We start from the raw sequence: 21,753 nt of genomic DNA, 5'->3' as shown, positions 1-21,753 counted from the left end.
TTATTTGTTATGCATTCAGAACAACGGTTTAAAATTAAACATATTCATCAATTTGCAAAAGACTATTTGCATTCATGGTTCCCAAAGCTACCTTCCTATGTGGCTTTCAATACACGGCTAAATCGTATGTCGGAAGCTTTAAAGTGTTTATCTGATATACTCATGACGACCCAGCGTCCCTATGATTGTAGTAGCAATACAAATGTGTTAGATTCAATGCCTATTATCACATGTTCTGGAAAAAGGCATGGTAAAGTTGCTAGAGAAATCACTGATAAAACCTTCTGTTCAACTAAAGGAATCTGGTACTTTGGTCTTAAACTGCATGTGCTGGGGATGCATCGTCCAAGCAAATTACCTTTTCCTGAGTCAGTTATTATCACGCAAGCGTCCGAAAATGATTTAAATGCATTTAAACAGAACTGGGCTGATTTGTCGAACAGACAATTTTATGGTGACAAAATATATCATGACACTGAATTCTTTGTCAATATGACTAAGGAATACAACTCAGCAATGCTTACTCCTGTCAAAGGGGTAAAGGGGCAGCCTGATTGTCTGAAATTTTTCGACAAGGCTGCAAACGAACTCTACTCTAAGGCTGTATCTTCAATACGGCAACCAATAGAGGCTTTCTTTAACTGGATTAATGAAAAAACAAATATTCAAAGAGCGTCAAATGTCAGATCTACTAATGGGTTGCTGGTTCATGTGTTTGGAAAACTGGCAGCAGCTTTTATTGGATTGATAATTTAACCCTTAATTCGCATTCATAGCTCTTTACTTTGAGCTTGTCCAACGCTTCCTTACCATTATTGGCCACATCAATCTTAAACCCGTATTTCGATAAAGTAAGAAATATAAGTTTTTGATTCAAAACATTATCCTCAACTAATAATAATGAAATCCCATCCATGGATAATCCCTTTAAACGATTTTTTAAAGAAATAATATCAAATCACAAATTATTTAAAGACCTGTAAATCAGTATATTTTTGATTAAAGCCGAAAAGTGATTGAAAATTCCTAATCGATAAAGGTAAAAAATTAAATAGGAAATTAAACAAACAAAAATCACAAAAACAACGTGTTCAAATTGCCTTAAAACATAAAGTCCTATTTTTTAAGTAAGTCCCCAGATAATTCAAACATTTTTTCAATGGGTTTAATGGCTTTTACCCGAACACCCTCTTCCACATTAACCTCCGGATATTCATATTTCAATGTTAAATAGATCTTTTCCAGTGTATTAAGGCGCATAAATTCACAATCGTTACAACCACAGGTGGAGTCGGAGGGGGGTGCTGGAATAAAAGTTTTACCTTTTGAAGCCAACTGCATTTGATGCAAAACGCCGGACTCTGTAGCCACTATAAATTCATTGGAAGCAGAGGTTTGGGTATATTTCAATAAACTGGCAGTACTGCCAATGAAATCAGAAATGGTAAGAACAGGTTTTTTACATTCCGGATGGGCAATAACCTCCGCATTGGGATGTTCCTTCTTCAAATCAACAATTTTCTTTACAGAAAATTTTTCATGAACATGACAAGCTCCGTCCCAGATAACCATTTCGCGACCTGAAACACTTTGCAGATAGTTACCCAAGTTACGATCAGGACCAAAAATAATATTCTTATCCTTAGGAATACTATTAATTATCTTTACAGCATTGGTAGAGGTTACAACGATGTCGGATAAAGCCTTAACATCGGCAGTGGTATTAACATAAGTAACCACGATGTGTCCGGGGTGCTTTTTAATAAAATCTTCAAAAGCATCAGCAGGGCAGCTGTCAGCGAGCGAGCACCCTGCATTAAAATCAGGAATCAGCACCTTCTTTTCAGGAGATAAAATTTTGGCTGTTTCTCCCATAAACAAAACCCCGGAAAGTAAAATTATATCCGCATTTGTTTGAGAAGCCTCCCAGGCAAGGGCCAGGCTGTCACCTACAAAATCAGCGGTATCCTGTATTTCATTTTTCTGATAATAATGAGCCATCAGCAGTGCATTCTTCTCCTTTTTAAGCTTGTTCACAGCTTCAACCAAGTCCACACCGGCAGGAATTGTTTCGTCAACAAATCCTTTTTTCAACCATTCACTCTTAATATTCATTATTATAAAGATTTATAAATATAATATGGTGATGTTATAAGGCTGTTGATAATGTTTAAAAAAATATTTCAATACCATTGTTTTGTATTGAAATGACTATTTAAGCTTGCTTTATCAACGACTTATAAGACCACTTAAAAAATTAAACTTCAATTATATAGTTGATGTTATCAACAACGGTTAAGTAAATGCAAATTTAATAATTAATCATTGGCAATTGTTTAATACGGGTGTGAAAACTGTTAAAAAGAAAATCAGAAAGAACAGTTAACTTATTTGACATGGCTATATTTGGTGATGTATGAAAATTTTTCCGATATTTCCTATAAAATGTTTTCATAAGTTGTTGGTAAATATTAACCAATTGTCAACAGGTTGTTAAACGAATATGAAAGCCGCAGAATTTATTATCTTTGAAAATAAAAATATATGCTTTTCAAAAAAATAGCCATAGGTTCAGATCATGCAGGTTTCACTCTGAAAACGTTTTTGAAGGAGGAAATGTTGAAGAAAGGAATTGAAGTATTGGATTTAGGAACCAATTCTGATGACAGTACCGATTATCCCGATTATGCTCATCCATTGGCAAATGCTGTTGAAAATGGTGATTGTGAAGTTGCCATTGCCATTTGCGGAAGTGGAAACGGGATCAATATGACTGTTAATAAGCACCAGGGTATCAGGTCTGCAGTATGTTGGAACACTGAAATAGCTTATTTGGCGCGATTACACAATAATGCTAATATTTGTGCATTGCCCGGACGATTTCTTAAGCAGCAGGAAGCATTGAAAATTGTTAATGCTTTTTTCACTACCGGTTTTGAAGGTGGAAGACATAAACGAAGGGTGGAGAAAATTCCGGTAAAATAATTTTAAAGAGTAGAAATAATTTTTTCATTATTATGCTGTCAACAACTTGTAAGTACGCTGTTAGAGCAATCATTTTTATTGGTTTAAAAGGGAGTGAAGATAACCGCGCCAACGCCCGGGTTATCGCCTCAGAATTGGGAATTCCCATGCAATTTTTAAGTAAAATACTGCAGATATTTGTTCGAAAGGGACTGTTGAATAGTTTTAAAGGCCCTACAGGAGGATTTTTTCTTGCCAAAAAAGCTGAAGAAATAACTTTACTGGACATAGTGGAGATTATAGATGGTCCTTCTGTTTTTGAATCGTGCCTGATAGGGACCGGATTGTGTCACAGTTCGTCGGGAAAAGCGGAACGTTGTCCTGTTCATGACAGATACAGTAAAGTACGTAAGGAAGTAGTAGATTATTTCAGCAGTGAGACGATTGGAGGAATTATTGAGCGAATGGGTCATGACGAAAATGTATTATTAAAACTGTAGTACTTTTTAATCAGAAAGAATACTATATAAGCCATCACAATTCCTGAGGTGTTGGCAATAAAATCAAAAAACTCTTTTTCACGTCCGGCCATCAATGGTTGGATAAATTCCAGAATAGCTCCGATAAGTACAATCCACCAGACAAAATACCAACGTGTTTTTCGGGTTGCCTGATAGCGTCTGAGAAAAGCTGTTCGTTCCATTAGGTAAACCAGGGTGAGGAATCCGTACATACCCATGTGAGCTATTTTGTCGGAATGTGGAAAATCCAGAAACCATACTTTGTTGATACTTTCCGATGTTGATAAGCTAAGAAAGAAGATAATTCCTACAATTATTAATGTAAATTTGTAATTAATAAGTAGTTGTGTTGTTTTATTTATGTTCATAAAGTTATTGATAAGTGGTTGATTGTTGTTGATAAACCTCTGGTTTAAAATGTTTCACGTGGAACATTTTCAGTAATGGCGCGGCTTAGAGATGATTTTGGTGTTGATTTAATTTTTTATTTTATGGCGGGAATTTATATACATGTTCCATTTTGTAAAACCAGGTGTCATTATTGTGATTTTTTTAAAAGTACAAAGGTTCAATATAGAAATCAATTTTTGGGCCAGCTTTTGAAAGAGTTGGAAGAGCGATCAGATTTTTTTTCGAAATCAGAAAAAGTAATACACTCCGTTTATTTTGGAGGAGGTACACCCAGTCTTTTGGCTGTTGAACAATTGGAGGAGGTTTTAAATGTTATCCGAAAAGAATATTCTTTGGCAGATGATACCGAATTTACAATTGAAGTCAATCCGGACGATCTGGATGCTGAATATTTGTCAGGTTTAAGAAGTTTAGGTTTTAACAGAATTAGTCTGGGTATTCAAAGTTTCTTTGATGAAGATTTGAAGAAAATGGGTCGCAGACATAATTCCATTCAAAGTAGAAATGTTATTGAACAGACGTTTGCTGCCGGTTTTGAAAATGTGGGTATTGATTTGATTTATGGTTTGCCCTGGTCTGATCAGGAAAAGTTTCTGCAAAATCTGATTGTTATGAATCAATATCCGTTGAAACATTTGTCCGCCTATCACTTAACCATCGAACCCAATACACAGTTTGGACGTGATAAAAAACGGAAAAAACTCTCTGAAATTGAAGAGGAACAAAGCGAACAACTTTTTTGGATGCTTCATGATGAAGCTGAAAAACTGGGTTTTGAACATTATGAAATTTCAAATTTTTGCAGAGATGGACTATATTCCAGACACAATACCTCCTACTGGACAGGTAAATCTTACCTGGGTGCAGGGCCCGGAGCTCATTCATTTGACGGAATCCGGCGTTTTTGGAACAAATCTGATCTGCATCAATACCTTGAATCGGGATATCAAAGTGGTGTTTCAAATGAAATATTGACAGAAAATGATCGTTTTAATGAGTGCCTGATGTTGGGATTACGTACCCGAAAAGGAATTGATCTTGAGGATTTGAAAGCCAATCATTTCGGTTTGATGTCCCAGTTTGAGAATAATATCCAAAAATGGACAGAACGGGGATTATTGCAACAAGAGTGTGGAAGGATATTTGGAACAAGGAAAGGATGGTTCTTAATTGATGGAATTATTGAAGATCTGTTTGAAGTATGATGGTTAACCCTTTTCTTTGTGCTGGTAAATAGTCTTTGCAACAAACCCCAACTACTGCGTTATTCTCGTTTTTGAAACAGTCATTTTCGAAAAGTAAACTCCTTGATTTCAAAAACTTCGAAAGCCTTGCATTTGGCGCTATTTTGTCAAAGACTGAAAATTCTTAGTTTTCTTTCAGGCATTAAATAAATGGTTTTTATGCGTAAGCAAATTCTTTTGCTATTTTTATTGACAGGTTCAGTTGCTTTTTCTCAGAAGAATTTAGCAGCTGAGGATTTTTTTGCTTTTAAGGACAGTGCTGAACAGGTGGTTGTTTTGGATGTACGAATATATGAAGAGTTTTCCAGTGAGCGTATTCCAGGTGCTTTATATGCAGGGGAAAAGGAAGTTTTACTAAAGCTTATTTCCGGTTACCCTAAAGAACTACTTGTTTTGGTTTACTGTACTTATGGAAATCGTTCCAAAAAAGTTCTTACAATATTGGAGAAGGAGGGTTTTTTGAATGTGTATCATTTAAAACGAGGGTTCAAAGATTGGAAAGATAAAGGATTTCCCGTTGATGATAGCGACATATATTAATAAATTATGGAAAAATCAAAATCCGGAGTGGTGGCCACCTGGCTTTCTATATTTTTGAATATCGGATTATTCGGCATTAAATATTGGGCTGGAATTGTTTCTAATTCTGTGGCACTTTTAGCGGATTCCTGGCATACTTTGTCAGATTCAGTTTCTTCACTGGCCGTTTTATTTGGGCTTAAAGTTTCAAATATTCCTGCCGATAAAAAACATCCTTTCGGTCATGGTCGTGCCGAATTAATTGCATCTCTGGTGGTAGGTATTTTACTGGCTATTGTGGGGTTTAATTTTTTGGGCGAATCTATCCTGAAATTTAAAGAACGTGCTGATTTTAATTATGGTCCTGTAGCCATCTGGGTTACCGTTGCTTCTGTAGTGATAAAGGAAATTATGGCCCGCTATTCCATTATCATCGGGAAAAAAATTAAATCCAATTCCCTCAAGGCTGACGGTTGGCATCACCGGTCTGATGCCATTTCAAGTATTGTAATTTTAGTGGGTATTTTTGCAGGAGGCCGGTTTTGGTGGGCCGATAGTGTTTTGGGAATTTTGGTTTCCCTAATGATTTTCTATACCACTTACACCATCATGCGCGAAACCATAAGCATTTTGCTTGGAGAAAATATTGAACCGGAAATGGAGCAGAGAATAGTGGAGTTGGGGGAGACTATTAACGGAAATGTCTTTCTGGATCCGCATAGTTTCAAAATGCATCATTACGGACATCATTCTGAGTTGGTTTTTCACATCAGTTTGCCGGGAATATACAGCCTCTCTAAAGCTCATGAAATAGCCAGTGAATATGAACTACGGATAGAGAAGGAATATGCGATAGAAGTCACCATTCATGTGGATTCTATTGATGGAATAAAACCGTTGAAAAATTAGACAAGTAATCAGTTAAACCTCCATCGCCTTTCTTATTTGTGGAACAACTTTTTCTCCGAACATTTCGATGGTTTTCATCAGCTGTTTATGCGTGGGGCCTCCTACATCCACATGAGCAATGTATCTGGTGAGACCAAACATTTCAATGGTTTCAAGTATTTTGTCGGTCACTTCTGAGGGGTCTCCCATATATAGTGCGCCATCCGGACTTAATCCATGCAAAAATTGTTGTTTGGAATAAGGCAGCCAACCTCTTGTTGCCCCAATTCGGTCCATTTGAGCAGCATATCCGGGATAATAATTATCAAGCAACTCTTCCAGTGAATTACATACAAAAGTATGGGAGTGCACGCCTATTTGCATTTTATTGATGTCGTGACCATGTTCCAGATATTGTTCTTTGTAAAATTCCACCAGCGGCTTAAATTGACGGGGCATTCCGCCTATGATTGCAAACATAATGGGTAAACCCAGTCGGGCTGCGCGTTCAACAGATTGGGGAGTTCCACCTACGGCAATCCAGATCGGGAGTTTTCTTTCGGGTCGGGGATAAACGGTTTGCTCATTTAGTGAAGGTCTGAATTTTCCCTGCCAGGTGATGGTATCTTCATTGTTAAGTTTAAGCAATAAATTCAGTTTTTCTTCATAGAGTTCGTTGTAATCTTTCAGATCATATCCGAAAAGCGGAAATGATTCTGTAAAACTGCCTCGTCCGGCAATTATTTCGGCCCGATTGTTCGAAATCAAATCAAGTGTCACGTAGTCCTGATAGACTTTGACGGGATCGGCAGAACTTAGCACGGTAACCCCACTGGCCAGTTTAATATTATTTGTAACTGATGCCAAAGCAGCTAAAACAATTTCGGTTGAGGATACCGCATAATCGGGTCGGTGGTGTTCACCCAGAACGAAACTGTCCAAACCGACCTCCTCGGCCAGTTTTACCTGTTCCTGCATTTCACTTAAACGCTCTTTGGGTGACTGAAATTTATTGTTTTCCCCATCCAATGTGAGGTCTCCAAACATGCCTATACCTAGTTCCATACTTATTTTATAACAATTAATTATGTACTATAAACAGGTTGAAGACCGAATCTGTTTAAAAACTCTTTGGGTTTTCTGATACTGGTTATTTTCCCTTTCTTTTTGTTCCTCTTATTGCTTCTTCTTTCCAAGGGTCTTCCGGCCATACATGTTTGGGATAACGGTTTTTCAATTCCTTTTTTACTTCATAATAGGTATTGTTCCAGAAACTACGAAGGTCAGAGGTAACCTGAACCGGTTTAAATCCGGGCGAGAGTAAATGCAGAAGTACAGGTGTTTTACCGTCGTTAACAGCAGGGGTATCGGCCATTCCAAACATTTCCTGTAATCGTACTGCTAAAATGGGAGCCGAACCATCAGGTTGATAACTTATTTTTATAAACGAACCGCTGGGAACCTTTATTCGTTGAGGAACCAGACGGTCAAGAGCCGATTGTTTTTCAGGGGAGAGATGATAATGCAGGGCATTAAGTAAATCTATTTTTTTGAGGTCTTCGTTGCGTCGGATGTTGTTTAAGTAAGGGGATAGCCATTCTTTGCAGGTTCGAAGGAGGGCAGATGTGGTTACATCCGGCCAGTTTTCTTCGGGGCGCCACTTACTTAGACTGATTATTCGGTTTTGCCAGTGGGCCACGTCATCGTTAAAATTCAATAAGTTTTGACCCTCTTTTGCGATGGCTTCGCAAATGGCATTCATTACTTCTTCGGGGTCAGGATTGTTAAGTGGTTTTGATTGTAGCACCAGACTGCCAATTCGTAAATCGCGGGTGGCTAGCAGGCCTCCTTTACGAGTGTCCCAGGTGATGGTTTCAGAGGTTTTAATTAATGTTTTCAGATCAGCCGGATTAAGAGGGGCAGCCAGAAAGATTTTACCCATTCCCTGGCGTGCATCCATGTGGGCTACTGAAAGCCAGGGTTCGTGAGCCAAATCATCTTTATGTGAAGCGAGAGCATAGCTTCCATTAGAAAGTTGAAAACGAGCTTCGTTTCCGGGTCGTGCCGATGCAATGCGTTCGGGATAGGCATGAACCAGTAAAAGGCCGGTATCAAACGGGTCAAACGGGTCGTTCTCAGGTTGGCGGTCGAACATCCGGAGATAGGATTCTGCCACTTTTATGATTTGGTTCCACCTTTTGTTGTTTCGTTTCTCTCGTCGTTGACGGCGTAGTTCTTCTACCCTGAGATTGATATCAATTCCTGTTTCCCGGGACATGGGGTCGCGTTCTTCCAGTATGGCTGCCAGGTCCGCTGCTAATGAAAGATGCCCTGAAGTGTTGGCCATAAGGAGCATGTGGGCGATTCGTGGATGGCAGGGGAGGGTGGCCATCTCTTTTCCGTGTGAGGTTATTTTATGGTTTTCGAGCGCTTCCAGCTGATGAAGTGTTTCCAAAGCTTCATCCACATGAGATTTGGGAGGGGGAGTGGGCCAATTGAGAGAATAGACATCGGTTATTCCCCATACTGCCAGGTCGAGCACCATTGAAGCCAAATCGGAAGTTTCAATTTCCGGAACCCGGTGTTCCTCCATTCGGTGTTCATCGGCCAGGGTCCAAAGTCGGTAACATTTTCCAGGGCCAAGCCGTCCTGCCCGTCCTGCTCTCTGATTGGCTGCATCAAGCGTAATTTCTATGGTGGTCAGTCGCGATAGTCCCGTTCCGGGGTCGAATTGCAGGGTACGTCCATAGCCGGAATCCACCACAATGGATACCCCTTCGATGGTCAGGCTGGTTTCTGCAATAGAAGTAGTCAATACAACTTTTCGTTTGCCCTGAGCATTTGGAAGAATGGCTGCCAGCTGTGCTTTGGGAGGTAACTGTCCGTAAAGCGGGTGAATGGAAATATTGTCGAGGCTCTTTTTGAGTATCTCTTCACATTTTCGTATTTCTCCTTCGCCGGGAAGGAAAGCCAGGATGTCTCCTTTATCATTTTTTGCAGCCTGGGAAACAATCGCTGCCACATTCTCAGCAATAACCATCATATCCCGGTTTCCTGTGTGGGTTATCTCAACCGGATATTGCCGTCCCCGGCTTTCCACAACAGGGGCTCCGAGCATTTCTGAAAGATGGGGTAAATTTAGCGTGGCCGACATAACCATCAACCGTAAATCAGGACGCAGTACCTCCTGGCTTTGGCGTGTGAGAACCAGGGCTATATCAGCAAAAATGCTGCGTTCGTGAAATTCATCGAAAATGACCATTCCGGTATTTTCGAGTGCATTATCAGTCTGAAGCATTCTTGTCAGAATCCCCTCTGTAACCACCTCAATACGGGTGGATTTACTGATTTTATTGTCGAAACGAATTCTGTAACCAACTGTTTGTCCTACCTCTTCCCCTAACATCGAGGCCATTCGCATGGCAATAGTTCGAGCGGCCAATCTTCGGGGCTCCAGCATAATGATTTTTTTCTCCTGAAGCCAGCTTTCATGCATCAAAACGAGCGGTAAAAGTGTACTTTTTCCCGCTCCCGGAGGGGCACTTACGATTAAAGAATTTCTTTTTTGCAGTAGTTTCTGAATTTCCGGAACAACTTCTTTAACCGGAAGATTTATGTTTGAAAGGTTTAACTTCACGCTTTTCTTTCCATTTATCGGTTTTTTGCAAAGATATTGGATTCAGCGATTATAAAAGGTTTAATGTGGGTTAGATTACAAAAAAAGAGAGGTTTTGTTACCCCTCTTCATATTTGATGACTTCTACCGGACAACTCTCGGCTGCCTCTATAATTTCTTCGGTATAATCATCATAATTTACGCCTTCTTTGACAACAGCCACATCATCTGGCATATCGAAAACTTCCGGGCAAATGTCAACGCAAAGGTTGCAGGAGGTGCAACCCTCTTCCATCCAAACTTTTTTAATAGCCATAGTTCAAGTTTTTAAATGTTTGAATTCAAAGCTTTTAATTTACAAAGAGTTAAAGGGAAGGTCAAGGACTGATAAAAAATTTGTTTCAAAATCGACCCGAATTCTGAACAGGCAGTTTTTATAAATTCTGATGAGGTCAACAAAAAAGGCTGCCATCGTTTTGGCAGCCTTCGAAAATCCCGGTTGACGGGTATCTCTTTAAAGCAAAGATGCATCCAGTGAAATGGCTACGCCTTGCTTGAGTGCTTTTGAAACAGGACAATTTTCCTTGGCCTCTTCTGCAATTTTTAAGAATTCATCCTTTTCTATTCCTGGTACTTTTCCTTCGGTAGTAAGATGTATTTTAGTAATACTGAAACCCTCTGCTCCTTTTTCGATGGTTGCTTCTGCTTTTGTCTCCACACTTTCGGGTTCGTGACCAGCTTCTGAAAGTGCATGAGAAAAGGCCATTGAAAAACATCCGGCATGCGCGGCAGCAATCAATTCTTCGGGGCTTGTTCCGTCCTTACTTCCTTCGAAACGTGATTTTGCTGAGAAATTTCCTTGCCAGGCTCCTTCGCCCACATTCATGGTTCCTTTACCTTTGGCAAGATTTCCTTTCCATATAGCTGATGATTTGTGTGTACTCATAATAAAAACGTTTTTATGATTCAACATTCAACTATAAAGTCAACAAATTAATGCTGAAATGGTTGCCCGAAATTTTATTTTTCTAGTCGGTAAATATTCTTCAAATCCTTTTCAAAAAGAGTATATGGATGATTGTAGAATTCCATAAAATTGGGGACACTTTTATGCCCGGGGAATGGGGCATAATAATGTGTTTGGCTGTGAATGTCATTTCGCCATACCAACACATAAGCAAGTTTGGCATCATGCATTTGCATGGTTTTTAACAAGGTTTCTGTCCACCAGGTAGTGTCGGGTATTGATTCTAGCCCTGTTTCGGTGAATGCTGCCAGTTTTCCGGCTTTTTCTGCGTAATCCGAAACGATTTTTAGCTTTTTTGCTGCGGTTTCAATGTCATACCGGTCGCGCCCAAGGTCAGCATAGTTGTCCATTCCAACCATATCTACCCATTCATCGCCGGGGTATCGCTCCAGAAATTCTTCCTCATTGTTGAAACGATTGTCGGGTGAAAATGCATAGATGAAGTTGTGTACATCCAGTGAGTCTCTCAAATAAGAAACTGTAAATTTCCACAAATCCGTGAATTCTTCTTTGGTACAATGCGAAGCACCCCACCAAAACCAATCTCCGTCGAATTCATGAAACGGTCGAAAAATAACCGGAATCAAGGTCCCGTCTTTTGCTTTCAGGCTATTTGCCCAAGCTCCGACGGTGGTCAGTATTTCTTTATACTTTTCATGTTCCCCGCCTCCGGCAATAATATACTTAACAGCGGGTAAAGAAACAGAATCAACCCAATAAAAACGACCTTCTGATACCGGATTGGAAAAATGCCAGGCTACGGTGGTTATTCCTCCTCTTTCGTAGGTGTCAATGACGTTTTTCCGCAGGGATTCCATATTTTTATTGATTTCTTCTTCCGAAACCCCTGAAAAGCCCATGATATCTACTCCAATCACAGCCGGGTGTGAACCGGTCACAGATTTAACATCCGAACGGTTTTCATCGCCCTGCCAGCCATGACCATATTCGGTGGCGTGTTGATGACCGAAAAGAGTCTGGTTTGGTGAAAGTTCTTTTAAGTTGTGAAACAAGGCTTTTGTTTCAGGGGAAGCATTTTCATCAACCAGTGAATGGTCATTTTCAGAGGTGCAGGAAAATGTCAGGGCTGATATTGAAACCCAGAATAATAGCGTTTTAATAGTCATTGTGTGGTTGTAAAAAATTTTTTTAAATGTAGCTAAACCGCTTAATTCACGGACTTAGCAGGTTAAGGTCCGTTAAACAAGCGAATTTGAATATTCCCTATCGGATGAAATAGAAAAGGCACGATTTTTCCTGAGAGAAGCCTACAAATAAAAGGTTTTAAGTATTTTTTTGATAATAATGATTACTTTTTTATCACTTTAATCAGTTTCCTATTAAGGTTTTTAATTGATTAAAAAGGGAAATCTTCTTCGTGATCGATTTCCTGTTTTTTACCAAAATCGGGTTTGTCAGCCAGCTGTTGTTCTGCATTTCCATTTACATAGATGGCTTTGTAAGGTTGAGGAACCGGACAAGGATATTCACAAGCACCACATCCGATACAAATGGACTGGTCAACTTCCGGAATGCGCAAACCATCTTTGTAGGGAACCATTGTAACTGCTTTGGTCGGACAATGTTCCGAGCAGGCTCCGCAGACGGTCTCATCAGTGTAAACCACACAGTTTTGTTTTACAAAAACGGCTTTTCCCATTTGTGTGATTTGTTTTTCTTCCAGGGGAAGGGGTAAAATGGCCCCTGTAGGGCAAACTTCTCCACATTTGTTACAATCGAAATTGCAGAAATAGGTAGCATAATCCATGTGAGGCTGCATGAAACCTTCCAATCCGTAATGTGTCAGAGAAGGTTGTAAAACACCGGTAGGACAAGCTGCCACACAAAGTGAGCATCCTGTGCAAATATCGTTGAATCGTTTTATGTTACCTGCACCCGGAGGAGTTACCGGATATTCTTTATTATTGAGCAGGAGATCCTTCTGGCTTTCCGGCATTTTGTTTTTCTTCAGGGCATAAATGCGGCTTCCTGTAAGTAAAGCCAGTCCTGTAACCAATAGTTTTCTGCGGTTTTCGTCAGTGGTGTTTGATTTTTCTTTTTTTGGCATGGTAACCTCTTTAAAATCTACAGGTTTTTTTGTGGAGCTTTTTGCCGGTCTGAGTGAAAGTGCTGTTTCCGGGCACACATCAAGGCAATTGAAACAAGTAACACAGCGGCTGTTATCCACAGAATAATTGCGGATGTCGATACATTCGCTTTTGCAAACAGCTGCACATTTTCCACATCGGGTACAGGTGGATTCATCGAATTGTACTTTCAGAAAACTGAACCTGGAGGCAACTCCCAACAAGGTACCAACCGGACAAATGGTATTACAGAATAAACGCCCCCGCTTCCAGGCGAAATAGCCAATGGCAGCAATGGTGCCAAATGATAACAGAACCGGAAGCAGGTAAGGCATCATTAAATTTACGTGATAAACCGAATAGATTTCAAAGTTCTGCAATACCGGGGCTATCACTCCATTGTTGAGCCATACTGTCAGGGGTTTAAACAGGTAGGTGAAAGTTCTTCCAGCGATGCTGTATGGGTCGAGCCAGGTTACGATCCATCCGGCTCCGAAAATGATGGCAAGGGTTACAATTCCCAGAAAGGTATATCTCAGGACCGGATGAGGTTTTTTATATTTGAAAAACCTTTTCTTTTTGGATTTCCAGCGTGCTATCTTGTTGATCACATCCTGCAATATCCCTAACGGACAGATTACTGAGCAATATAGACGACCAGTTAGAACTGTAAGTATCAGAACTATTAAAAATCCACCCGCGGTAGCAAGTGAGAAGACGGCCAAAAAGTGCAATACGGAGGGCACAAATTGCAGGAAGAGAATGGTGTCGAAGAGATGGTTCGGGATCCACTCATACAAATCAATGAAAAGGATGAATGTAAGTATTAGTACCACTGAAGCAAGAATAATTCTGCTTTTCCGTAAAAGGGAGTAAATGTTCATCGGTATAATGTTAACTTTTTTAAGTCGGATATGACGGGCATTCGTTTATTCACATACTTCCGGCAATGGGGTCAGGTATGTGCAATAAATCTATGTACCCGATTCAGCACGGAACAATAAACCGGTTTCCGGAAAGTACCGGAAACCGGAAAATAGGGTAGAGGCTATGAAAGATTTGAACCTGACAAATTAAGTATATCAGACTAAGCCATTTTCACACGTTTAATTGATAAATTTTGAAGATCCATGGAACCAAGGCCCATTTCATTTGCCAGGCGGATGTGCTTAATATTTTCGGGCTTTTCGCCGAACATCATGGTCGCTGCAGCATCTACAGCCACAATATCTTTTCCGGCGATCAGGGCTTTTAAATTGGCCACATCCGAAACTGATACGCCACGCGGACCATTGCGGGTCATCATCCGGTAACCGTCAATAATATTAAGATCCGGCTTGCGATAAGTCAGAAAATCTGCGATACATTGACTCAGATCGTTTCCGTGATAGAATCCGCGATCCCATACCACGCCCATAAGGTTTTTCATGGCCAGAGAAACGGTTGTTGATCCGTGATGTTTTAGAATTGGGACGTTGATAAATACATCGGCGTCCATCAAATCACGGTGAACTTTTGTTTTCTTGAGTTTTACTCCGCCAGGAACAGATACCTCCTTGTAGAAAGATTCGTTGTTTCCGGGCACAACTTTGGCGCCGGCATTTCGTGCTGCATCCTCCAGTCCGCTGTTGCGATAACAACGATCCCACTGGTCGCAGGTATGGTCGAAAACCACAACCTCGGAAGCGCCTGCATTCAGACAACTCTTTACAATCCTGTTAATCAGGTCGGGATTTGTGTTTCCGGCCCGCTCCGGAGGTACGTCCCATCCAATATTAGGCTTAACAAGTACTTTTTGTCCGCTTTTTACAAATTTGCCCATGCCACCCAGAGCTTCCATTGCTTTTTCAAACATATCAACGGCTTCACCTCCACGTACGGCAACCAAATCATAATTTCCTTCTTCTGCAGGCAAACCCACTGCATTCAGTCCGCCAAAACCCGGGATTAAAGCTCCCGCCAGACCCAGGCCGGCTCCTTTTATCAGAAAATCTCTTCTTTTCATACTATACTCCTTATTTTTGACCGTTTTTTTCAACTATGTGGGCAACAGGGTTGATTAAAATATGCGATAATTCTCATATTTTAAACCATAAATATATAAAATTGGACAGGTTTTGTGCTACTCAATTGCTTAATTTATAGTTGGTTTAAATAAGCTGTTGTAGATTGTGACCTCTCCTATATTCCGGTTTGTGAGAAATTGAATTTGGGCTGTAAAAGCATATGCCATCCGGAAAATGTAATATTCCTGATTAGAGGATGATCCGATTGTAATATGTTTTCTGTGAACCCAATCTATTCTTTTTCACTATGTATTGACCAACGATATTGAAGAGGGTTTATGCTTATGCAATAGTTTGTAATTAAACCAAATAAGGAAAGTTTGTTGTACCCAAAATCTGAAGGGAATAATTGAAAAATAGGGATTGATTTTCAGCTTTGCCGAAAATCAATCCCTACCAACCCTGCTCAACCCTTAGAACGGAGTCATTGTGAGTGAGCACATCAATTAAATTTTGAGGCATAATGGGAATATGACAAATCTGGGAGGTCCCTGGAAGGGGCCAATTTGAATCGAAGATCGACGACAGTCAATAACCCCGGGTGGGTAACCCGGGGTTGGGATAACAAAAGATTCAGATCCCCGAGAGGGGGCCGACTATTAATCATCTGAATTTGTGTTTATTACAAAAATCTGTCATTGGTAGCAGAGCGAAGCAATCTCAATTTGATAATAATAGTTTTTTCCGGACAACAGGGAAAAGAAATGCAAAACGTTTGTGAAAATTAGGATGGGAAAAAACCCGAATCATAAGACCGGGTTTTTTAAATTTTTGAAGAAATATCAGAATTCTTTCTCACTGATTAATTTGCCTTCTTCATCGTGGATGGACCAAATGCCTGTTTTTGCACCCGAATTGTACTCCATTTCGTATCGGAGTGTTCCATTTTCATCCCAGATGAACCATTTTCCGTGTTTTTTGCCATTGTTGTAACGGGCTTCAGCTACCTTGGTTCCATTTTCATCCCAGGTAATCCAGGTACCGTCCATTTTGTTGTCTTTGAAATTCCGGACCTCTTTTTTACTACCATTTTCGAAATAATAGGTTGTGGTTCCGTTTTTCTTTCCTTCTTTTACCTGCATTTCAACACGGACACTTCCATCAGGAAAGTATTCAATATAGGTACCGGTATAAGGATTGTTGTTAAAATCGTAGAAAATTCCTTCTTTTTCCACAAGTTGAGCGTGCAACAGAGAACCTGTTACTACCATCATGAGTAATAATATCAGCTTTTTCATGGCCTTTGCTTTAAAATGTTATCAAAAGCCTCCCAACTTGTTCCTGTAATTGTGTTAACGCAAAATTAACATTAAAGTTACATTTGGGCAACATTTGAACATTTTTTCAGAAAAAAAGGGAAGAGCTGCCATCAGTCTTCCCTGAGAATCAATTTTTTCCGGATACCTTTTATTCTTCTCCTACGTTGTTCAGTTGCAGGTTGAGTGCGTGTAACTCATTGGGGTTAACACTTACAGATCTTACAATCGGTTGGTAAGAAATAATGTTGGCTTCCACTGAGTATTTACCGGGTTTTACCTGATTGAAAACAAATTTACCGTCAAAGTCGGTATAGGTTTTGGTCTCTGAGCCATTGAGTTTAACTTCCACTCCGGTTAAAGCCTCTCCTGTATTCTGATCAATTATGATTCCTGATATACAGGTGTTTACTGCTGCAGGTTCTCCCGGGTTTTCGGTACCTGCAAAGGTGTTGATAAATGAAAATGTCACCAATGCAATGCTTAATACGAATGTTTTCATAACACTTATGTTTTTGTTTGTACTTTCTTTCTTTATTATTGATGGTACAAATCTAAGGGTGTTATGTTATGACAATATTAAGCCTGAATTATCAGACATTTAAGAATTTGTTTGGGACGATATTTTACATACCAACCTCTTCCAAAGCTTCGGAAACATTTATGACATAATCGGCAAGTTTCTCACATTCCGAGAAAAGGTCATTAAAAATGATTCCGGCTTCATAGGAATATACATTGTTGGCCAGATTGTCCAAATGCTCGCTTTTAAGCTGATTTCTGTAATTGTTAATCTGATCTTCGAGCAACCTGGCTTTTGTTAATGAAACGACCAGTTCATCCTGTTGAAGATTCTCGCGCATTACAGAGAGTGCTTCTTCCGCCAGGTTAAACATGAGTTCCAGTTTTTCCATGGCTGATTTTTTCAGCTTTACATTTTTCTCTCTCATACGGTTTACCGAACGGGCCAGGTTGAAATTACAATCGGCCACACTCTCCAGGTCACCTGCCAGTTTCAGCATGGCACGCAGGCGTTTGCGTCCCAACTCACTGAGTTTGTATTGCGAAACCTGCGTAAGGTAGTTGGTTATTTCCACCTCAACATTGTCACTTATTCCTTCGTATTTCTGGACTTTTGAGAAGAGTTTGTTGAATTTCTTGTCTTTTTCCTCCTGCATCATTTTCCGCACAAAACCAAACATTTTAGTGGTGTGTTTGGCATAAAACTGCACTTCTTTCTTGGCTTGAAGAATAGATAATTCAGAGGTGGAGAGCATTCCGGTCGTAATGTACTTCAGCCTGAACTCTTCATCCGAATCTTTGGTTCGGTTGGGTACCATATATTCCACCACCTTTTGTATCAGAGGGGTAAACCACACAAAAATGAGAACATTTATGATGTTGAACGAAGTATGGAAAATGGAGAGTGCTACCGGAATAGCAGCAGGATTTTCATTTGGAGATGCTCCCCCGTTACGGGTAATAATGGTATCAATCAATCCGGTGTAGCTGTTGAAAAGTGAAAGCATCCATACCACACCCAGCATATTGAAAATAAGATGAACACGTGCCGCTCGTTTGGCACTGATGTTACCCACCGATGAGGCTATATTGGCAGTAATGGTTGTTCCTATATTTTCTCCCAGCACCATGGCAGCAGCCTGACTGAATTCGATCCACCCTTCGTTGCACATGACGAAGGTTAGAGCCATGGTTGCCGATGAGGATTGAACAATGACTGTTAACAGGGTTCCTATACCAAGGAATAAAAGGGTGGTAAAGAAGCCACTGTCGGTGTATTTGTGGAGGAAACTCAGTATTTCAGGGTTCTCCTGAATGTTTGGAACAGATTCTTTTAAATATTCCAAACCCATGAAAATCAGGGCAAATCCGATTAGTAACTCTCCATAGGAGCGGCGCGTTCCGGATTTGGAAAAGATAAATGGTAGTCCCAGTCCGATGAGAGGAAGAGAGTAAGCACTGATCTTTACTTTGAAACCAAACAGGGTTATAATCCAGCCGGTAACTGTAGTTCCGATATTGGCCCCCATTATAACACCGATGGATTCTTTCAATGTAATCAATCCTGCGTTTACAAAACTCACAATCATTACTGTGGTGGCCGAGGAAGACTGCACCATGGCGGTAACCAGAAATCCTGTAAGAATACCCAGTACCCGGTTGGACGTCATGGCCGACAGAATGGCCCTCATTTTGTTTCCGGCAACTTTTTGAAGGGCTTCACTCATCATTTTCATTCCATATAGGAACATTCCGAGGGAGCCGACCAGTGAGAGAAAATCAAAAAAAGAATACTGCATTATCTTTATTTGTAATAGATTTCATTTTTGGCTTTGTACTCATTTTCGGGTACATGGGTAGGGCAAAAATATATAAAAATCTGAAGGATACGATTATTCTACCCTGTAATTGTAAATGTAATTGTTCTCACCTCCGGTAATTAAATTAAACCGGTAAGCTGACGATTTGAGGAATCCGATGGAAAACCTCGATGTTCCTTTTAACGGGAAACCTTTGTACAGGGTTCCGTCGCTGTTGAATAAATATATTTGGGAAGCATCTTTACTTATCAGGCCTATTTTATGATCAGATGCCGAAAATTTATATACATCTCCGGTTATTTGAATTTCTTTGTCGGTTTTTGATTCTGCACTTACTTTCATTGCAGCGTTGTAAATGGTTAACTGGGCTGGTCTAATGAATACATACTTTGGGTTGTTTTGGTGCAGTAAGACCAGTGAATGATTGGTGACATCTGTTTGGGTTGCTTTGTTGATCACTGTTTTTCCTGATGGTAAAAATATTTTTGCCAGACTACCATCAGAAGTGGTGGTGACAAGCGCTGTATTTTCAGAGTCGGGATATTCCAGATAAAAAGGACTTTGATGGTTCCGGACAAAACTTTTTTGAGGGGTTACGCGGTGGTTCCCTCTTCGATCCATGATGTAATTGCGGTAATTGTCGCTGAAAATGATGTAATCCTTACCACTGCTTCGGTAAAATTGTACCGGCTGATTTACGACTCCTTCTGTTTGTGGGATGTTCCATCCCGAAACACGGGCTCCTGTTTTGTCAAATAGATAAACTTTTCGGTCATTTAAAGGTAAAAACACCCGGTAATCGCGGTTGTTGTCGTAATCAAAAACCGACAGGCCACAAGAAGCTTCGGCCGGAAGTGTAAATGGATATTTGGCCACATGATTTCCATTGCGATCAAGCAAATAGAGCTTGTCGGGTGTGTTAAAAAGGTATTGCAGCTTATTGTTCCGATAATAATCAATTTGGTAAATCTCGCTGAGAATTGGGCCATCCAGTGGTTTTTTCCAGAGAACACGGCCCATATTGTTGATAAGATACAGGTTGTTGGAGGCATCCTGTACCATAATTTCTTTTTCCTGTGTGTAATGATTGTCCACCAAAGCCGGTTTAATGGAGACCATTGAGTCGATGCGGCTTTGCCATATGGTTCGGGGCTCCTTATCTCTGTGGGGAGCATGTTTGGCAAACATCGTGGTATAACTCAGGCCACTATTGTTGGAAAGCTGGATGCCTGAGGCGTAAAAATTGAAAAGAACCTTTTGTTGTTCATTTGTTGGATGAAATCTGGATGGGTTCAGATTTTTGCCGATAAACGAGTATAAATGCGGAATTTCTGCAAAGAGCAGGAAGTTTTCCTCATATGAAAAGTTCTCTGCAAAAGAGGAGTAGTATGGATGACTTTCCAGAGTCCGGTGGAGGACGTTATTGTAAAGAAACGACTCCAGTGTCTTTTCACTTTCCGCAAAAACCAGGTAATTGCGATAAAAGGAAAAATACTTCATGGGCAAATCCGGAAATAGTTCAGACCAGACAAGGGTATTGAGTTCTCCTTCGAAACCACGGTAAATGGGGAACGAGGTTGACTCATCCACATAGTACTTTCTTACCGGTTGTGATGACATATTATGGAAATCCTGAAATGTTTTAAGAACCGGCAGTGTTGCTGATTGTCCTCTGGTACGAAAAACAATAAAACGTCCTTCATCCGGATTACTGGCGTTGTAATTTGAACAGGCAAAAGCCATTTCACCATCTATAATTTCAAAAAATGATTCCAGATATGATTTGCCGGTTTTGTTTTCAAATGATTTATCCAATGATTGAAATTTACTGGAGTTATCGGATGTTGACAGGCGTTTTTTGAAGTTCAGGAGAAATTGTTGCTTGTCTGAAAAATTGTATCCCGTAAAAATTTTGGTGTCTGATGGGAGGATCTGATCAAGGGTTGAACGACGAGGTTCTACTCCTGAAAATAAAGATATAAAATCACGATCGGCCCCCGGACTCAAAAAGCCGTTGACCATTACCCCATCCTTTTTTATATGAAAATCAAGCGCACTCCACCGGGCAATTTTTGTTAAAAATGAGGCAATATCACCATTCCCCGGTGCAAAAAAAGGCTCTGAAAAATCCTCAATGTTGTCAAAATTGATAAAAACAGATCCGTCGGCATTGTTGCTGATGGTTTTTTGAAGGGAGGTGAACGATTTGTCCTCTGCGAGTGAAATCCCTGATTGTTGTTGACGGATAGATGCCTCAATTAATAAAGACGATTGGCTGACAGAAAGTATTCCATTTTGAAATGTGACAAATAGATTATGTTTAGAATCTCTGGTAGGCTTAACTTCATAGATGGTAAAACCGGTATAGTTTCTTTTTCCTTCAAGGCGTTGATCCATCCAGTTTTTTAACTGGCTTTGGTGGCTTTTGTGCACTACAGAAAAGTGAAAAACCGGGGAGATGGTTTCTTTTCCTATTTTACTAAAAGAAATATAAACCGGGGAGTTTAACAACTCTTTCCCGGACTTCTCAGAAAAAAAGGCTGCCGAATCGGTGTAGTTCAGAATTCTATATAGTTTGGTAAGGCTTTCAAAAGCCAGAAGTTCCTCTTTGTATTCTACTTTATTGATTAAATAGCTGGTAAAAGATTCAACATCATTAATTTTTATCAGAATAGCAGCATCTGCGGGCACTGCATCAATAGTGTTACCCTCGTTGTAAGATTGATGTCTGTATAAATTCCAAAATACCGCAACAATAATTGCTGCAAAAACTAAAATTCCACTAAAAATCCCCAGTTTTCGTTTCGACATC

General features: G+C 40.1%; 19 protein-coding genes. 6 read left to right on the top strand and 13 right to left on the bottom strand.

The window, feature by feature from the left end:
• Positions 1-756, top strand: a 756-nt coding sequence (locus BY457_RS04820) for a transposase (RefSeq protein WP_219885133.1), incomplete at its 5' end; no start/stop codon positions are given.
• A gap of 360 nt (positions 757-1,116) precedes the next feature.
• Here BY457_RS04820 and nadA read toward each other — a convergent pair.
• Positions 1,117-2,115: a quinolinate synthase NadA gene (gene nadA, locus BY457_RS04810; RefSeq protein WP_106152170.1), complete on the bottom strand. Its 999-nt coding sequence runs from the start codon at positions 2,113-2,115 to the stop codon at positions 1,117-1,119.
• 429 nt (positions 2,116-2,544) lie between these two features.
• Between nadA and rpiB the strand changes: the two genes are divergently transcribed.
• Positions 2,545-2,985 carry a ribose 5-phosphate isomerase B gene (rpiB, locus tag BY457_RS04805; protein ID WP_106152169.1) on the top strand — a complete coding sequence of 147 codons (441 nt, stop codon included), beginning with the start codon at positions 2,545-2,547 and terminating at the stop codon, positions 2,983-2,985.
• Positions 2,986-3,017: 32 nt separating this feature from the next.
• Entirely contained in the window at positions 3,018-3,464 is a 447-nt protein-coding gene (locus BY457_RS04800; protein WP_106152168.1) for an RrF2 family transcriptional regulator, read from the top strand.
• On the opposite strand, the gene BY457_RS04795 is transcribed toward BY457_RS04800, so the two are convergent.
• The gene (locus BY457_RS04795; protein ID WP_258176606.1) at positions 3,434-3,853 is read right to left on the bottom strand and encodes a VanZ family protein; all 420 of its coding nucleotides are present in this window, start codon (positions 3,851-3,853) and stop codon (positions 3,434-3,436) included. The genes BY457_RS04800 and BY457_RS04795 overlap by 31 nt on opposite strands.
• A 75-nt stretch (positions 3,854-3,928) precedes the next feature.
• On the opposite strand from BY457_RS04795, the gene hemW reads away from it, so the two are divergent.
• The 3 genes from hemW (at position 3,929) to BY457_RS04780 (ending at position 6,568) form a co-directional block, all read left to right on the top strand.
• Positions 3,929-5,101, top strand: a complete 1,173-nt coding sequence (gene hemW, locus BY457_RS04790; protein WP_308738098.1) for a radical SAM family heme chaperone HemW — start codon at positions 3,929-3,931, stop codon at positions 5,099-5,101.
• 198 nt (positions 5,102-5,299) lie between these two features.
• Positions 5,300-5,680: a rhodanese-like domain-containing protein gene (locus tag BY457_RS04785; protein WP_106152195.1), complete on the top strand. Its 381-nt coding sequence runs from the start codon at positions 5,300-5,302 to the stop codon at positions 5,678-5,680.
• Positions 5,681-5,686: 6 nt separating this feature from the next.
• Entirely contained in the window at positions 5,687-6,568 is an 882-nt protein-coding gene (locus tag BY457_RS04780; protein ID WP_106152167.1) for a cation diffusion facilitator family transporter, read from the top strand.
• Positions 6,569-6,580: 12 nt separating this feature from the next.
• On the opposite strand, the gene BY457_RS04775 is transcribed toward BY457_RS04780, so the two are convergent.
• The 11 genes from BY457_RS04775 to BY457_RS04725 form a co-directional block, all read right to left on the bottom strand.
• Entirely contained in the window at positions 6,581-7,612 is a 1,032-nt protein-coding gene (locus BY457_RS04775) for an Atu2307/SP_0267 family LLM class monooxygenase (RefSeq protein WP_106152166.1), read from the bottom strand.
• Between the two features lie 85 nt (positions 7,613-7,697).
• Complete coding sequence (gene hrpB / locus BY457_RS04770) at positions 7,698-10,184, bottom strand: ATP-dependent helicase HrpB (protein ID WP_181256371.1); 2,487 nt, start codon at positions 10,182-10,184, stop codon at positions 7,698-7,700.
• A 97-nt stretch (positions 10,185-10,281) separates the two neighbouring features.
• Positions 10,282-10,479: a ferredoxin gene (locus BY457_RS04765; protein WP_106152164.1), complete on the bottom strand. Its 198-nt coding sequence runs from the start codon at positions 10,477-10,479 to the stop codon at positions 10,282-10,284.
• Positions 10,480-10,677: 198 nt separating this feature from the next.
• Positions 10,678-11,109 (bottom strand): OsmC family protein, encoded by a 432-nt coding sequence (locus tag BY457_RS04760; RefSeq protein ID WP_106152163.1) that lies wholly within the window; start codon positions 11,107-11,109, stop codon positions 10,678-10,680.
• A 74-nt stretch (positions 11,110-11,183) separates the two neighbouring features.
• Positions 11,184-12,317, bottom strand: coding sequence for a glycoside hydrolase family 26 protein (locus BY457_RS04755; protein WP_106152162.1), 1,134 nt, complete (start codon positions 12,315-12,317; stop codon positions 11,184-11,186).
• Between the two features lie 230 nt (positions 12,318-12,547).
• On the bottom strand, positions 12,548-14,161 hold the full coding sequence (locus BY457_RS04750) for a 4Fe-4S dicluster domain-containing protein (RefSeq protein WP_106152161.1): 1,614 nt from the start codon (positions 14,159-14,161) through the stop codon (positions 12,548-12,550).
• A 203-nt stretch (positions 14,162-14,364) separates the two neighbouring features.
• Positions 14,365-15,282 carry a DUF362 domain-containing protein gene (locus tag BY457_RS04745; protein WP_106152160.1) on the bottom strand — a complete coding sequence of 306 codons (918 nt, stop codon included), beginning with the start codon at positions 15,280-15,282 and terminating at the stop codon, positions 14,365-14,367.
• A gap of 843 nt (positions 15,283-16,125) precedes the next feature.
• Positions 16,126-16,581 (bottom strand): toxin-antitoxin system YwqK family antitoxin, encoded by a 456-nt coding sequence (locus tag BY457_RS04740; protein WP_106152159.1) that lies wholly within the window; start codon positions 16,579-16,581, stop codon positions 16,126-16,128.
• 169 nt (positions 16,582-16,750) lie between these two features.
• Positions 16,751-17,101 (bottom strand): beta-sandwich domain-containing protein, encoded by a 351-nt coding sequence (locus BY457_RS04735; protein WP_106152158.1) that lies wholly within the window; start codon positions 17,099-17,101, stop codon positions 16,751-16,753.
• 124 nt (positions 17,102-17,225) lie between these two features.
• Positions 17,226-18,920, bottom strand: a complete 1,695-nt coding sequence (locus tag BY457_RS04730; RefSeq protein WP_106152157.1) for a Na/Pi cotransporter family protein — start codon at positions 18,918-18,920, stop codon at positions 17,226-17,228.
• A 93-nt stretch (positions 18,921-19,013) separates the two neighbouring features.
• On the bottom strand, positions 19,014-21,752 hold the full coding sequence (locus BY457_RS04725; protein ID WP_258176603.1) for a DUF3352 domain-containing protein: 2,739 nt from the start codon (positions 21,750-21,752) through the stop codon (positions 19,014-19,016).
• Position 21,753: the final 1 nt, after the last annotated feature.

The sequence above is a fragment of the Marinilabilia salmonicolor genome (assembly GCF_003003035.1).
GTDB lineage: Bacteria > Bacteroidota > Bacteroidia > Bacteroidales > Marinilabiliaceae > Marinilabilia > Marinilabilia salmonicolor_A.
The sequence above is the reverse complement of the archived record's forward strand: the minus strand, read 5'-3'. Positions and strand labels throughout refer to the sequence as shown.